Consider the following 14,857-nt stretch of genomic DNA (forward strand, 5'->3'; position numbering starts at 1 on the left):
GCCAACAGCGCTGCTCCCCGCATGGGAAACAACTGGCACCACAGCTGGTAGACAGAGGGCCCGATCGGCTCTATCTCCTCACCGAGCCTCAACAGCACAAACTGTCCCTGGTCCTGCGGCGCAGGACCAGGGACTACAGGTTCGCCACCGACTGCGTCGCCAGGGTCAGCGGTGGGCCGGTCCCGGCGTCAGGAGCCGTTGCAGGGTTCCAGCGTCAGGGACTTCGGACAGTCCGGTGGAGGAGGCCATCCAGTAGGACATGGTGCTCTCGCCGAACCAGATGATCAGGTGCGGGTTGCGGGCCTGGAGTGAGGCGGCGAGGGCGTGCTCGGGGCGGTATTCGGCCAAGTGGCCGCCCAGGCGGGGCAGGTGCTGGGCGCGGCGGCTGCGGCAGGAGTGGTGTTCGCAGCTGGTGCAGGCCGGGCCCCAGAGCGGGTTTCGGCCGAGAGAGTCGTTGGAGGGTCGGGGTGCGGGGATAGGATGCGTCACTGATCCTGCTTTCTGACTTCGCTAGGTCTAGAATTCGGGGTTGTGTTGGGGCCCGGGAAGCGTTGCACCGCTTTCCTGGGCCCTTTTTCGTGCGTGGGGCTAGTGGGTCAGGTGGGGCCAGGCGCTGCCGTGGAGGTCGTAGGCGAGGAAGCCCCACACTTCGCGGTGGCCGGGTCGGCCGTTGTCGCCCCAGTCGGTGGCCAGGGCGTCGATCATGGCCACTCCGCGCCCGGAGTCGCTGGTGGGGTCCAGGCCGCCGGGGTCGGCGGTGAGGTGGTGGCGCTCCTTGATGTCGATCATGCGGTCAGTGGTGACCCCATCGTCGCGGCAGATCACGCGCAGTCCGTCCCGGTGCCGTTCGCACAGAAGCCGGTAGCAGCGTCCGGGAAGTCCCGACCGGGAGTGTTTAAGGGCGTTGCTGGCGAGTTCGGAGCCGATGAGGGTGAAGAGGTAGCGGTAGTCGGGGCTCTGCTCGGCGGCGCAGGTGTTCAGGAAGGCCCTCACCAGCGGGAGAAAGAGCGGGGAGGCCCCGAAGTCGTAGCGGCGGGTCCTGTAGTGGGGGCGGTCAGGTCGGCCATTGAAGTAGTGCCGGTAGGAGTGGGGCACCAGCTCGTGGAGGGCGATGGTTACCTGGGCCATCGGCGGTACGGGAGCGAGCAAGGGCATGACGAACAGACTCCTTACGCAGGCGGAAGCAGTGAGTGGGTCGAGGGAGCGCCCGCAAGGCCGATGACCTTCGCGTTTTCCCCACGGAGGGAAAGGGGCACCACGTAGCCTGAGCGTCAGAGATCCTGTCAACTGTGTGTGAGGCTCCGGTCACTGGCTACACATCCATCATGTTCTGGAGATTCTCTGAAGTCAAGTGATGTGGAGAATCTCCAGATATTTTTGATAGATTGCCTCTATGAAGCCCTCCTTCAGCCCGACCATCAGGCGTCGCCGCCTTGCCCGCATCCTGCGTGACCTTCGTGCGGAATCCGGGGACACTCTCGACATCGCTGCCAGGAAATCAGGGGTTCCGCGAGCAACCCTGGGCAAGATGGAGACGGCCGCACTCAAGCGCATTCGAACTGCCTACATCGACTCTCTCGCGGAGATCTACCAGGTAGACAAGAGCGTCTGGGAGGGTATGCACCAGCTCGCCAAGGATGCGCTTGAGCCGGGCTGGTGGTCCAAGTACAAGGACGTCTTTAGTCCAGCTGGGCTGCCGTCCTTCGAGGTGGAGGCCGCGTTCATTCGCGTCTACGAGGCGCAGGTCATCCCCGGGCTGTTGCAGACCCCCGGGTATACGAGGGGTGTGTTCTTGGGTGCCAACGCCTACTCAGAGGAGCGCATCGAACGCCACATCCAGGCGCGCATGGAGCGTCAGGAGATCCTGAACCGCCTTCACCCTCCGGAGTATGCGGCAGTCATCGATGAAGGTGCTCTACGAAGGCACTCTGGTGATGCCTCGAACATGCGGGAACAGTTGCACCGCCTCGTGGAGATGGCGACACGACCCAACATCGCGATCCAGGTGCTTCCGTTCTCCGCGGGGCTACACGCTGCCAACCTGGGCAGCTTCCAGATCATGGAGTTCCCGGAGTCCAACGACCCCACCATCGGGTACTCCGAAACACCCACATCCACCCTTTATGTGGAGGATCTGGAAGAGATCCGTCGATACGATGCCATGTGGCGTGAAGCAAGCAGCGCTGCTCTTACAGTGGCCGAAACCATAGACTTTGTGCATGACGTTGCCGAGTCGATAAGGGATTGATCGTGACTGACCTCGTGTTTCGCAAGAGCAGCTACAGCGGAGCTGGTGAGAACTGCGTCGAGGTCGCTGACCTGCCTTGTGGAGCGGCTGTCCGCGATTCGAAGCACCCCGCCACGGGCCACGTCCCCTTCCCCGCTGCAGAGTGGTCCGCCTTCCTCAACTCAACGCGCGGCTGACCCCGCCACCGCACAGGATCTTCACCGACGTCAGTCTCCTGCCCTGAGCAGGGAACTGACGTCGCGTCATGGTCACGCGAACCCATCGAACTCAGGGGGCTTCAAGCCCAACCCACCTCACCCAAAACCAGACCCCGCGCCTCCCCCAGCGCCCTCACCCCGTGAACCCGCCTCAGCGGCCAGCCCACGCCGGACACCCTCCACCAGCCGAACCGCCTCCGCACCCCACACTGCGGAGCGGGCAAGCTCCCCGAATACCTTCTGGTAGTGCGCAACGGCGTCGGCATCGGTCAGGCACAGCTCCGCACCGATCGTCTCCACCAGTACCCGGCTGTCGTCGTAGATCCAGAATCCGTGCATCGGTGACACGGTGAGTGTCGCTGCCAAGGGGATGACGCCGACCCCGCCCCGGCCTCTCCTGATGGAATCGGTCAGGTCTGCCAGTTGCTCAACGAGCACGCTCGGCGAACACTGCCGCATGCTCAACGCGGGCTCCCAGATCAGTGTTCGAAACTCCCGGTTCCGGTCGTCCAGGATGCGGCGCCGCTCCAGACGCTTGCTGACGCCCTCCTCCACGTCTGCCGGGCTCCCGTAGAGATTGACCGCTCGTTGAATCATGAACCGGGCGTAGGCGGAGGTCTGTAGTACCCCGGGGACGCAGACGGACTCGAAGATCCGAAAGCTCCTGCTGCGGCGTTCCAGGTCCACCGCGTTCTGCTGGCGTGCCTGGTTCCCGCCCGAAAGCCGACGCCGCCAACTCGTGTAGTGCGTCTCCAGCGAACGCCGCTGCGCGATCAGCCCTTCGGCCGTTTCCGATCGTCCACACAGGTCGGCCCAGGTGCGCAGGTCCTCCACCGACCCGGACTGATTGCCGCGCTCCAACCGGGACACCTTCGAGGGGTGCCAACCCGCGCGTAACGCCAGTTCACGGCCGGACAGCCCGGCCTCTCCCCGGAGCTCGCGCAATCGGATTCCGAGGGAGACACGGGCTGCCTGGTAGTCGGTCATACGGCTCTGGACGCCATGTACTCCGTGAAGGTCAGTGCGTGGTGCCATGCCGCGTCCCGAGCCTGCAAGGCGGTGAGTACCCTCTCCGGTTCCTCGCTCAGTGAGGCGCCGAGTACATCCCCCCGCTCGTCGAACTCGAGGCGAGCGACCCGGCGACTGTCGAAGACCCAGAAGTCGAAGTCGGGCAGTTCCGCGACGATGGGATGGTCACGCGGCAGATAACGGATGTCCTCGCCCACACCGAGGTTGTAGGGGGTACCCCACAGCTCCCAGCGCAGGTAGTCCGAGGGCGGGTCGTCGATCAGCCGGACCCGTTCCATTCGTTTACCGGTAGCGAGTTCCTTGTGCATCATCCGCAGCCACGGCTGAAACCAGCTGATGTCCGAGTCATCGCCGACCAGCCACCTCTGGAACGGTTCGTTCTCCTCCAGGACCCCGTAGAAAGTCCTGGTCTCCAACCGCCAAGCGGTGTGGCGGTACTCGCGGAAGAGGTCGTTGAACCCCTCACCGGTTACGAGGTCGGTCACGCTACTCCTTCGTTTACTGGGGGTCCTTGGGAGCGAAACGGGTCAGGAGCTCACGGGGCACCACAACGAAGTCCTCGTGCGGAAGGACATCAGCCAGCTGGGCCAAAGCCTCGGGGTCGGTCAGGCGATCACCCTGCACGACGATGTCACCTGAGTCGGTTTCGTACAGAGTCGGACAGTTCCCGCCATGGGAGGTGGTACCGAGCATACGGAGCTTCAAGCTCTTCTCCTTCGGTAAGGGGGTACGCGGATCCAAGTATGGCGAGCCGAACCGCTCCAGCAGCAGGCTTCCGCCTCTCTTCAGCCGCAATCTCGCGCAATCCGACACCGCTCGGCGGCGCCCCTGTCTACGCTCGCGCCGAACACCCCGACGAACTCGTTGCCGCGACGGGAAAGGCGGCCGTACCCGTGAGCTCCTCAAGCAGGACCATCGACGCCCCGCGCGTCCTCGCCCCCTACGTGCGTATCGGTGTCCAGGGTGAAACGCTCTACCTGGGCTTCGGTTCCCTCCAGCAGGCCGTCAACGACCCCACGCTGTGGCGTCCTCTGGTCCGTCTCACCGCGTACTTTCGTGCACCCCGCACCCGAGCCGAGGCACTGACCTTCCTCCGGGATGTCTGCCGAGTACGAGAGCCTGTCGCGCAAGCGCTGCTCCTCACCCTGGAGAGCGGAAACTGCCTGGTCCGCGCGCACGCCTACGATCCGGCGGACCGGTACAGCAGGCACGCCCTGTTCTACGAACTCTCCGGTGCCCAGGCCGAGCAGGTGCAGCGGCGTCTCGCCGAGGCCCACGTGCTCCTGCTCGGCTGCGGCGGAATCGGCAACCTGCTGGCCGCGACGCTGGCCACCGCCGGGGTGGGGGAACTGACCCTGGTCGACGGCGACCACGTGGAGCTGAGCAACCTCACCCGCCAGTTCCTGTTCACAGAAGCCGACGTCGGTCTGCCCAAGGCCGAGGTGCTGGCCCGCGAACTCCGGCGACGTGCCTCCGGCTGCAGCGTTCGTACGATCGTCGGGAGCGCCCCCGACGCGGAAAGCCTCCGTGCCCTGCCGGAGGCCGACCTGATCCTGGTCTCGGCCGACTCTGCGGGTATCACCGGCCTGGTGAACGCGCACTGTGTCGACTCGGGACAGGTCTGGCTGAACGCCTGCTACGTCAACGACATCGCGGTCTGGGGGCCACTGGTGATCCCCGGGGAGACCGGCTGCTGGGACTGCCAGGCTCTCACCGCGCGCCCGCCCATGGACGATCCCGAACTCGCCGAGCTGATCAGCAGTGTCAACGGGCGCTACCAGGCCCCGTCCAACGGCCCGGTGAACATGCTCGCCTCCTCCCTGGCCGTGATGGACGTCCTGCGCCACCTCGGCGGTTTCGGTGTCCCGGCCTCACGCAACCGGCGCATGGGTGTATGGACACACGACCTGGCCCTCGACACCCAGTCCGCGGAACGCGACCCCGGCTGCCCCACCTGTGCCAGTATCCGACCCGTCACTCAAGAACCCCAAGGAGCACGTTGAACGCCGCACAGACCGCCCCCGCATGCGTCTTCTGCGAGATCGTGTCCGGGGAGGCACCCGCGCACCGCGTCTGGGAGGACCAAACGCATCTGGCGTTCCTGTCGATCTTCCCCAACACCGAGGGCTTCTCCGTGGTCATCCCCAAAGCCCACCTCACCAGCTATGTGGTGGACCTGAACCCGCAGGAGTACACGGCTCTGCACTTGGCCGCGCGCGAAGTCGCCCGCCTCCTCGACACTGCTTTCCCCGACGTGGCGCGCACCGGGATCATGTACGAGGGTTACGGGGTCGATCACGCCCACGCCAAGCTCTTCCCCATGCACGGCACCGCGGGCAACGCGGGAGACAGCTGGCACGAGGTTGCCTCGCCCATTGAAGGCTTCTTCGACCGCTACCAGGGTTACCTGTCCTCACACGACCACCGACGCGCCGATGACACCTGGCTCGCGAACGTCGCCAAGCGCATCCGGGATGCCTCGCCCTGATCGGCTTGGACAGCCAGAACACGCGGAAGGGCGGGGAGGGCGCTTGTCGCCCTACCCCGCCCTCATCACGTCAGGTCATCGCTTCAGTTGTTTCCGTCGTCGTTCATCGCGGCCTCCTCACCTCAAGGGAAGTCGTGTGCACGAAGTCCGGGAGCGGGCCCGAGATACTCTCCCCGGCTTCTGAACCCATGAAAACCCTTCCCCGCCGCAACTCCCATGGCATTGCCCGACATTGCTCCCAAGCTGGGGTCGGACAACAAGTCCTGATCAGCCAGCGGCTGGTCATCCCACCTTCGACCTTGATCCCAGCGAACCGGGTCCATCCCATGCCCGCGCAGAGATCTCAGCCCTGCACGCGACCAGCGAGGACGTGAAGCGCCACTCTCCCGCGAAGTCGAGGGTGCGGGCGCTCGATCGTGACTGACCGCAGACCTTGCTGAACCGGCGAGGGGCCCGAAGCACGGCCGGCCTGGCACCGGTCGCAGTGAAGAGCAGTCGTCACATGTTTCGCACTGCTGCTTCATCGGAACATATCCCACTGATCATATAATTGCCCCTCGCATCGGGGTTTCCTGCCACTTGCTCCGATGCAGGAAGCCTCGCAACTGCTCGTCTTCCGAACTTCAGAAGGAAAGGCTTCAGATCCGCACTCTCGAACACTCCTCTGCAGAGCTCGACGGCCTGCAAAGACCGTCACTCTCTCGCCTGATTCGGCCAGGCCACCCAGGGGAATCGGACATCCACCATCCCCGATTCAGGCCTGTATCCCGCCATGAACTGCTCCTTTCTCTGAGTCGACCGACTGTCTGTTAAGAGCCGCAGGCCCTGCCACCACAGGGAAGCCGACCATGAATCTCCCCCACCAAGACCGCTCTTGTCCCACGACCGAGCCGTGTTATTTTGCTTACAGCGCGCTCACCCCCCATGCCGGAGTGCGCGGAAGGGGAACCCATGGCAGACCCTTGGGAAGCGGACTCATCAGCGGAAATGCTGCGCAGGCTCGGAGCGTCACCGGCCGAACTCGGAAACTCCAATAACATCGACAAATGCCCGGACATCTGGGAGCTCGACAACGGGGACATCGCGGTCATAGGTCGTGATCTCACTGATTCCTACGCTCCGCGCCTCCCTGAGGGTGTGGCTATTTCAGAAGACGAACGGCTGGTCATCATCCCCCGTTCCACACTCGTCTCAGCGAAATCGGACATCGCAGATGCTTGACTCCGTCAGCTCCCTCCCCGGCGACCACCTGAGTCTCTCCGAGTACGGCGATGACTTCGGAGACCGCTTCCGATCGCTCCGCAACGCCGACGTCTGGAAGCTCGAACGGCAGCAGGTGTTCCACGAGCCGGAGAGCGAGAGCTGGATGGCCTTCCTTCAGGGCCGCTGCGAGGAGTCCCTTCGGCTGATGGAGGCTGATCGCCCCGCGCTGCGCACGATGTTCGAAGGTCTGGCCCAGGCCGGGTGCCAGGTCCGGCGGGTCCGGGTCGTCGAGAAGCCCTTGTCGACCTACCTGTTGTGGGAGCTCCACTCCGCACGGATCCGAGCCCAGTGCGGCGAGGACATCCGGGTCATCTCCCCGGAGGCGCTTTCCGCCTTCGAACGGGAGAACCCTGTCCCGGAGATGGTCATCCTCGGTGATGAGGTGATCTACCGGATCCTCTACGACGCTCAGGGAGAGGCCGAGGGAGCGGTTCGCTACACCGACCCCACTCTCCTCGAACAGTCCCGGGCCGACATCGCGGCCCTGCACGAGCAAGCCGAACCCGTGGAGGACTACTTCGTCCGCGAGGTGGCCGAAGTGGGAACGTCCCGTGCCCGATGAACACGTACCCCTTCCGGGCGAGGAACCCGAGGAGGGGTTGCCCTACGGCAATAGGTCACGAATGTCCGATGTCTCCGGACGCGCGATCCAGGCAAGGGACGTCCGTGGTGGAGTGCACTTCCACGGGGAGGGCCAGCAGAGCTCCGGTGCCCCGGTACCCAGGCAGCTCCCCGCGGACGTGCGCGGATTCGTGAACCGCACCGGTGAGCTCGAACTGCTCAGCAACCACATGCCCGGTACCGGTCTGGGGACCGGCGGGCGAGTAGAGGCGACGATGCACGTCATCGTCGGCACCGCAGGGGTGGGCAAGACCGCCCTGGCACTGCGCTGGGCACACCGGGTCCGCGGTCGTTTTCCCGACGGACAGCTCTACGTCGACCTCCAGGGGTACGGCCCAGGGCTGCCCCTGCCACCAGACCAGGTGTTGGAGCGGTTCCTGCGCGCCTTCGGCGTCGCCGCAGACACACTCCCACCCGACACTGACAGTCGGTCCGCCCTCTACCGCTCGTACCTGGCTGAGAAGCGGGTGCTGATCCTGCTGGACAACGCGGCCAACGCCGCCCAGGTGCGACCGCTCCTGCCCGGCTCCGCCGACAGCGCGGTGGTCATCACCAGCAGGGACCGGCTGTCCGGGCTGGTCGCCAGGGACGGGGCACGGCGACTCACCGTACGCACCCTGGACACGGATCAGGCCGTGGAGCTCCTCGAGTACGTGACCGTGCACCACCGCCCCAAGGACGACCCGAGCGAGATCGCCGAACTCGCACGCCTGTGCGGACAACTTCCGTTGGCCCTGCGCATCGCAGCCGAACGCGCGGCTAGCCGTCCGCACATGCCCCTGGCCGACCTCATCCAGGACCTGCGCGACGAGTCCGGGCTGTGGGACGCATTGGCCACCGATGACGAGGAGGAGGCGGACACCGTCCGTTCCGTCTTCGCCTGGTCCTACCGGGTCCTGCCCCAGGACGCGGCACGCCTGTTCCGGCTCCTGGGCCTGCACCCCGGAAGGGACTTCGGCACCGACGCCGCGGCCGCACTCGCCGACCTTCCGGTGCGCCGGGCCCGACGCTCGCTGGACACGCTCGTCGGTGCCCACCTGCTGGAGCAGACCGGCACGGACCGCTACCGGTTCCACGACCTGATTCGCTCCTACGCGATGGACCAGGTACGCGACGAGGAAGCCACCGAAGACCGAACAGCAGCCCTGAAACGCCTCCTGACCTGGTATCTGCGCACCGCCTACTCCGCAGCTCTCACTGTGGACTCCAACCTGCGCCGCCCGGAGCCGGACGAGGTCCTCACCGCTCCGTCCTCGGGGCCGGTTCTCACCGACAACTCGGACGCGCTCCGCTGGTTCGAGCTGGAGGAACCGAACCTGAGAGCTGCGGCACAGACGGCTGCCGAGCACGACTTCACTCACCTCACTTGGCGGTTCCCCCACGTGCTGGGGCACTTCCCCGTCTACGGCGAACCCTGGATCAGGATGCTCGACCACGGCTTGAGGGCACTACGAACAGAACACCACCCCCGGGCCGAATCCGACCTCTGGGAGAACCTCGGCATAGCCCACCTCCAGGCCAACCGGTTCGAGGCAGGTATCGAGCACCACACTCGCGCCCTGGAACTGAGGCGTGAACTGGGGGACGAACACGGGGTTCTCATGTCCCTGAACGCCCTCGCCCTGGCTCAGCAACGCGGCCGCAGGCTCGTCCATGCGCGCGAGAACTTCGAGCGTTCCCTCGATGCGGCCCGAGGACTCGGAAACCGGCTGTGGGAGGGGATCGCCATGGGGAACCTGGTCCGCTGCCTCCTGGAACTCGGGCGATGGGAGGAAGCGGTGGCGCTGGCCGACCACGCTCTTGCGATCCATCGGGAGACCCGGGACCGGGCCAGTGAGTTCGCCTGTCTCACCGCCCTGAGCACGGCCAGGCGGGAAGCGGGTCAGGCCGATCTGGCCCTGTCCCTGACGCAGAGAACCCTGGCGATCGCCCACGATCTCGACCTCACCACGTACGAGGGTTTCGCTCACCTGGAGCTCGGCCGCGCCTACTCGATGCTCGACCGCCCGGAGGAAGCACTCGCCCATTTCCATGAGGCGGCCAACCTGCACCGATCGATTGGTGAACACGTCCGCGAATCCGAGTCCTTCGAGGGCGTGGGCGCCGTCTACCAGTCCCTCGGCCGTCTGGACGAGGCGGCCCGCTTCTACCGCCAGGCCGCCAACGGCTACCGCCGTGACGGCGCCCACTGGAACCTGGCGGTCTGCCTGGACCGCCTGGCCACAGTCATGGCCGACGATGGCGCCCCCGAACCCGCCCAGGCTCACTGGCACGAGGCGTTGGAGGCCCTCCGGGACTTCACCGATCCCAGGGCCGAGCGCCTCCGCCAAGCGATCATCGACCATCTCGGTGATACGAGCAGATGACATCCATCGAGTGGCGGCCCCGACACCTTGGGCGAGTCAGGCGTCCTTCAGTAGCTGACGAACCAGGACATGAATATCCGTCCAGGGATTCTTGCCCCATGGCTGCGCAGCGCCCTCATGACGCCTGGCCAACCGTTCAGCACGCTCTATCGCGTCCTGCTGGGGTTGTCCGACGAAGTGCGACGGGTCGAAGTCCTTGCCCTCGGTGTAACAGCACTTCAGCGCCTTCATTTTCGCGGCTGCCTGGCTTGAGGTCAGATACCCGCCGACGTCACCCTGGTGCAGTAAGAGCCAGAGTTCGAAGCACGGATTCGCATAGGCGATTTTGATCCCGTTGTCACGGGCCAGCTGTGCCGCCCGGTCCAGTGACTCATGGGACTTGGGCGCCTCGACATCGACCACACACCACACCTCGTCGTACTCGGTGCCCTGGTCCGAACGACGCCTGTGTGTGGAGTTCTGACGCTTCTGGGCAGCCCGAACCAGCTTGTACGGCTCCCCGTGCTCGTCACCGACCTTGATCGACACGTTCGAGAAGCGATGCTCCTCTTTCATCCGGGAGAAATAGGTCGTGCCGCCGTAGGTGTCCTCACAGAAGATCAGATACCTCCGCTTGGGCTTCCTCGTGCCGACCCGTTTCGGATTGAGGGATGTGTTTCCCTTCGCCTTCTTCAGCGCCACCCTCGAACGCTACCGCACGATCAGACAGAATACGGCCCAGTTTGTCACTGATACCGTCATCGAAGACGGGCACGGCCGAAAAAGCGCCCAAAAGGTATTTTTTCAGTACATCATCACGATCATCGCGCACCTTGTACTCTCGCAGAGAAGTAAGCTCAGTGGCTCCACCCGCGCCCTTCTCCGTGAACCACGTCTGGTCCCTGGTCAGGTATCCGTAGGAATGCCGGCTCAGCAGTGTGACGTCATGCGTGTTGAACACCAGTTGAGCACCATGCGGATTGGTCTCCGGTTCGGAGAAGAGCCGAACCAACTGGCCAGCGAGGTTGGGGTGCAGCCGAGCGTCCAGCTCGTCGATGACGAGCACCCGGCCCTCCTGCAGAGCCCGAACCGTCACACCGACCAGCGCCAACCAGGTCTGGGTTCCGTGCGACTCCGCTTCATACGGCAGTTCCACGTCGTCGCCAGCCGTTCGGTGTGCGACGACGATCTCTGATCGCCGCCAGTCCTCCAGGTCTGTCGGCAGACCATCAGGGTGCAGCACCTTGAAGCCCGCCGCGAAATGGGCCGCAGCTTCCTTCGGCATCTCCCGCTCTTCGGAACGAATGCCGGAGATCCCCAGGTCCGCATATCGCAGCAGAAGAGTACAGAGCTCTCGCTGCGCCCCTGCCAGCATCCGCAAGGTGAGTTCCAGACGCACGTGCGCGTTCTCGTCGAAGGCCATCGCCATCCGATTGACCCAGTCGTATACACGAGTGAGCAGCGGATGGTTCCCCGCGGCTCCAGCGGACACAAAGAGGCTGTTGGGCCGCACGGATTCCTTGACCATCTGGGTGCGATTGCCGAATCCCCTGCGCAAACCAGGGCCAAGCTCGATTTCCTGTGGCCCGACACGCTCGAAGAGCGTCCGAACCCGGCCGCGCGGCCAGCTGTGCAACCACTCGGTGGTCACCGACTTGTCGTCCACAGCGAAACCGTACTCGTAGCGAACGCCGTCCTCCACGAAGTCGAAGGCGAACTCCGACGGCGCGGAGGCTGAGTCCTCGTCGAGCGCGAAAGGCACGCGGAGGGTCCCGCCGCGCGGGTTCCACCGACTGTGTGAGTGCCGGACGGCGTCGCGGGCATAGGCCATCGCCGTCATCAGATTGGACTTGCCCGAGGCGTTCGTACCCAGGACCCCGACCACGGGCAGGACTTTCAAAACGGTGCCGGGGACGTCTCGCATAACGAGATCATCGTGCTCGTCCGCGGCTACCAGGCTCAGCTCCTGCTCTTCCCGAATGGACGCCCAGTTCGCGACACGGAACCGCAGCAGCACGACAACCACCCCTCCAGCTCACCCCGACAAGATCACTACCCAACGTAGTCCGCGAGCCTCACACTCGTATAACTTTCGACACGGATCCGGGAGGATTTTTCCCAAAGATCAATTGAAAAGCACGCAGAGCGTTCACTCCCGACTATGAGAGGGACCAGCTCACGTCCACCTGACCGCCACTCTCCGAGGACGCCTCCAGCACGCCTTTACTCACACAAAGCCCACCCAGCTCACCAACCGCTCTGGCATGCTGAAACCCCCTGCCCATTGGTACCAAGGACCCCCTGTGATCAAGCGCATCACCTACGTCAAGGACTTTCGCTGCTACCAGAGTTGGAAGCAGCACCCCCAGGCCATCGACTTCCAGAGGCTGAACGTCATCTACGCGCCGAACGGCACGGGGAAGAGCACTCTGGCCACGCTGCTCAGCGGGGTTCCGGAGGACACCGAGTGGTCACACGGGTTGAAGGTGCTCATCCAGCCCGAAGGCAGCGAGAAACCCGAGGCGGTCGCGGCCCCCGGTCATTGGATCTGGGAAGACGTGCGCGTCTTCGGCGCCGACTACGTCCGGAGGAACCTGAGGTTCGACTCGTTGGACGCCGAGACCGGTGCACCGGCATTGATGTACTTCGGTGCACCGAACGTCGAGCAGAAGCAACGGCGCGAGCAGACCCTGGAACGCATCCAGGAACTGACCACACGGAGCAAGGACCTCCAGAAGCAGTACAACAGGGCCGAAAACGGACGCAAAAAGACCCTCCGGGAGGTCGGTGCGAGGGCGGTGAACGAACTCTCCGCGTTCAATCCGCGGTTCAGGAGGGGCTTTGACGCACGTCATGTGGAACCGGCGCTGCGTGAGGCACTCACTCCGTGGGATGAGCTGGCGCGGTTCGCGGAACAGGACCGCACCCTGCTCGTGAGTCAGGCGTGGAAACCGGTCCCCGAACTCGCCGACCCCGGTCTGGCCACACAGGACCTCTGGGAGAGGGTCAACGAGGTGCGTGGGCGCACAGTGACTTCGAACGTGATCGAAGAGCTGGACAGCAACCGCTCCTACTCCACATGGGCACAGACCGGCCTCACCCTGCACGATGGCCGCAACAGCTGCCTGTTCTGCGACTCACCGATCGAGAGCGCACGGATCCGCCGGTTGGAGGAACACTTCGACGAGGGCTTCACCCGCCTCGACTCGGAGATCACCGCACTTCACGAACTCATCACCAACCTGCGCCGCCGGGCCGAGCGCATCATCAACGACCTTCCCCAGGAGGTCCAGTTCTTCGAGCACCTGCAGGGCTACTACGAGACCGCGGTCAAGCAGGTGCGGGGGAACATCCAGGAGTTTCTCCTCCTACTGGAGCAGCTCGCGGGTGGCCTGGACGAGAAGAAGGGATCGATGGTTCTCCCTCTCGCCCCTCTGGGAACAGAAGTCCTGAGTTCCCTGGATCTCAGTGCGGTCAGCAGTCTCATCGCCGAGCACAACGAAGGGGTCAGCAATCAGGACCGCGACCGTGCTCAGGCCGCCGAACGCCGCTTCCACCAGATGCTGTACGACGTCAGGGGAGTCTGGCAGGAATACTGCAACGAGCGGGCCTCGTACGACGATCAGCTCAAGGCCTGCGCGGACGAACTCCACGAGTGCAGGGAGGTCCTCAAGGAATCCCCCGTCGAGGGCATGAACCCCGAACACTTCCTTTCGAGGCTCAACGACGACATCGCCCACCTGCTCAGGCGCAAGGAACTGAGCTTCGCCCACGTCGACGGCAACTACCGGGTCCTACGGGATGGCGAGCCGGCGCGACACCTGAGCGAGGGGGAGAAGACAGCCATCGCCCTCCTCTACTTCCTCAAGAGTCTGGAAGAGAAGGGGCGCGAGTTGGAACGCACCATCGTCGTGGTGGACGATCCGGTTTCCAGCCTGGACGACGACCTGATGAAGGCGGTCCACTCCACCCTGATCACCCGCCTGGATCCGGGGTTCCTGTGTCGGCAGCTCTTCGTGCTCACGCACAGCACGACCTTCCTCCGCTGTTGGCGAGACTCCCTGACCGCCGGGAAGGATCGGAAGAAGTGGCAGGAGAGGGGCACGCTGCACTTCATGAAGTCAAGGCGTGTCACAGATCCACGCGACGCGAGCCGCGGTATCAGGGTTCCCGTACTTGATCCGATCAAGCTGGACGGCCCCCAACTCAACGCCCTCAGCACCGAGTACGCACTCGTCTTCCACCGCGCGGCACGCGACCTGCTGGCGTCGCTCACGTCGACGTCGGTGGACGACGACGTTCAGCTGGCCACCTCCACGCCCAACCACGCGCGTAAGATCCTCGAGCACTTCTTCCAGTACAGGTTCCCCAAACAGGGGGAGGACGTGACGGCGGGGCTCAACGAGGCGCTCAAGGACAAGAAGAACAAGCTCGACTCCCTCCGCCGGGATCGACTGAAGGCGTACGTGCACAACAACTCGCACCGCAGCCCCAAGGGAGACGACTGGCAGCTCCTTGACCAAGAGCGAAGGGACGCGCTCGTCGACGTGTTCGCCCTGATCCAGCAGCTGGACCCTGAGCACTTCAACGGGATGTGCGCCCGGCTGGACCTCACGCACGACGTGCCCTTGCTGACTGGCCAGTGAGTAACCGGTTGACGGGCTTC

General features: G+C 64.6%; 15 protein-coding genes. 8 read left to right on the forward strand and 7 right to left on the reverse strand.

From position 1 onward, the window contains the following. Positions 1–165: 165 nt before the first annotated feature. Together KBX21_RS07185 and KBX21_RS07190 are read right to left on the reverse strand one after the other, a co-directional pair. Complete coding sequence (locus KBX21_RS07185) at positions 166–489, reverse strand: hypothetical protein (protein ID WP_210841389.1); 324 nt, start codon at positions 487–489, stop codon at positions 166–168. Between the two features lie 99 nt (positions 490–588). Beyond that, positions 589–1,155, reverse strand: coding sequence for an ATP-binding protein (locus KBX21_RS07190; RefSeq protein WP_210841390.1), 567 nt, complete (start codon positions 1,153–1,155; stop codon positions 589–591). Positions 1,156–1,393: 238 nt separating this feature from the next. Here KBX21_RS07190 and KBX21_RS07195 point away from each other — a divergent pair, with 238 nt between their 5' ends. Together KBX21_RS07195 and KBX21_RS07200 are read left to right on the forward strand one after the other, a co-directional pair. Next, positions 1,394–2,248, forward strand: a complete 855-nt coding sequence (locus KBX21_RS07195) for a DUF5753 domain-containing protein (RefSeq protein WP_210841391.1) — start codon at positions 1,394–1,396, stop codon at positions 2,246–2,248. A gap of 14 nt (positions 2,249–2,262) precedes the next feature. After that, entirely contained in the window at positions 2,263–2,424 is a 162-nt protein-coding gene (locus KBX21_RS07200; protein WP_307869170.1) for a DUF397 domain-containing protein, read from the forward strand. A gap of 117 nt (positions 2,425–2,541) precedes the next feature. On the opposite strand, the gene KBX21_RS07205 is transcribed toward KBX21_RS07200, so the two are convergent. The 3 genes from KBX21_RS07205 to KBX21_RS07215 are packed head-to-tail and all read right to left on the reverse strand — an operon-like array spanning position 2,542 to position 4,179. Continuing rightward, positions 2,542–3,432: a helix-turn-helix transcriptional regulator gene (locus KBX21_RS07205; protein WP_210841393.1), complete on the reverse strand. Its 891-nt coding sequence runs from the start codon at positions 3,430–3,432 to the stop codon at positions 2,542–2,544. Further along, positions 3,429–3,959 (reverse strand): DUF6879 family protein, encoded by a 531-nt coding sequence (locus tag KBX21_RS07210; RefSeq protein WP_210841394.1) that lies wholly within the window; start codon positions 3,957–3,959, stop codon positions 3,429–3,431. The genes KBX21_RS07205 and KBX21_RS07210 overlap by 4 nt, the downstream gene beginning before the upstream one ends. A 13-nt stretch (positions 3,960–3,972) precedes the next feature. Next, the gene (locus KBX21_RS07215; protein WP_210841395.1) at positions 3,973–4,179 is read right to left on the reverse strand and encodes a hypothetical protein; all 207 of its coding nucleotides are present in this window, start codon (positions 4,177–4,179) and stop codon (positions 3,973–3,975) included. Positions 4,180–4,367: 188 nt separating this feature from the next. On the opposite strand from KBX21_RS07215, the gene KBX21_RS07220 reads away from it, so the two are divergent. The 5 genes from KBX21_RS07220 (at position 4,368) to KBX21_RS07240 (ending at position 10,212) form a co-directional block, all read left to right on the forward strand. Further along, positions 4,368–5,477, forward strand: a complete 1,110-nt coding sequence (locus KBX21_RS07220) for a ThiF family adenylyltransferase (RefSeq protein ID WP_307869166.1) — start codon at positions 4,368–4,370, stop codon at positions 5,475–5,477. Continuing rightward, positions 5,474–5,962 (forward strand): HIT family protein, encoded by a 489-nt coding sequence (locus KBX21_RS07225; protein WP_247665335.1) that lies wholly within the window; start codon positions 5,474–5,476, stop codon positions 5,960–5,962. Before KBX21_RS07220 ends, KBX21_RS07225 begins: the two co-directional genes overlap by 4 nt. A gap of 951 nt (positions 5,963–6,913) precedes the next feature. Continuing rightward, positions 6,914–7,183 carry a hypothetical protein gene (locus KBX21_RS07230; RefSeq protein WP_210841398.1) on the forward strand — a complete coding sequence of 90 codons (270 nt, stop codon included), beginning with the start codon at positions 6,914–6,916 and terminating at the stop codon, positions 7,181–7,183. Continuing rightward, on the forward strand, positions 7,176–7,787 hold the full coding sequence (locus KBX21_RS07235) for a DUF6879 family protein (protein WP_210841399.1): 612 nt from the start codon (positions 7,176–7,178) through the stop codon (positions 7,785–7,787). The genes KBX21_RS07230 and KBX21_RS07235 overlap by 8 nt, the downstream gene beginning before the upstream one ends. 61 nt (positions 7,788–7,848) lie before the next feature. Beyond that, positions 7,849–10,212 (forward strand): tetratricopeptide repeat protein, encoded by a 2,364-nt coding sequence (locus KBX21_RS07240; RefSeq protein ID WP_210841400.1) that lies wholly within the window; start codon positions 7,849–7,851, stop codon positions 10,210–10,212. 36 nt (positions 10,213–10,248) lie between these two features. Here KBX21_RS07240 and KBX21_RS07245 read toward each other — a convergent pair whose 3' ends face one another. Then, positions 10,249–10,893 carry an RloB family protein gene (locus KBX21_RS07245; protein ID WP_210841401.1) on the reverse strand — a complete coding sequence of 215 codons (645 nt, stop codon included), beginning with the start codon at positions 10,891–10,893 and terminating at the stop codon, positions 10,249–10,251. Then, entirely contained in the window at positions 10,802–12,208 is a 1,407-nt protein-coding gene (locus KBX21_RS07250) for an ATP/GTP-binding protein (protein WP_210841402.1), read from the reverse strand. The genes KBX21_RS07245 and KBX21_RS07250 overlap by 92 nt, the downstream gene beginning before the upstream one ends. A gap of 286 nt (positions 12,209–12,494) precedes the next feature. On the opposite strand from KBX21_RS07250, the gene KBX21_RS07255 reads away from it, so the two are divergent. Further along, the gene (locus KBX21_RS07255) at positions 12,495–14,837 is read left to right on the forward strand and encodes an AAA family ATPase (RefSeq protein WP_210841403.1); all 2,343 of its coding nucleotides are present in this window, start codon (positions 12,495–12,497) and stop codon (positions 14,835–14,837) included. Positions 14,838–14,857: the final 20 nt, after the last annotated feature.

The organism is Nocardiopsis sp. B62 (genome assembly GCF_018070675.1).
GTDB lineage: Bacteria > Actinomycetota > Actinomycetes > Streptosporangiales > Streptosporangiaceae > Nocardiopsis > Nocardiopsis prasina.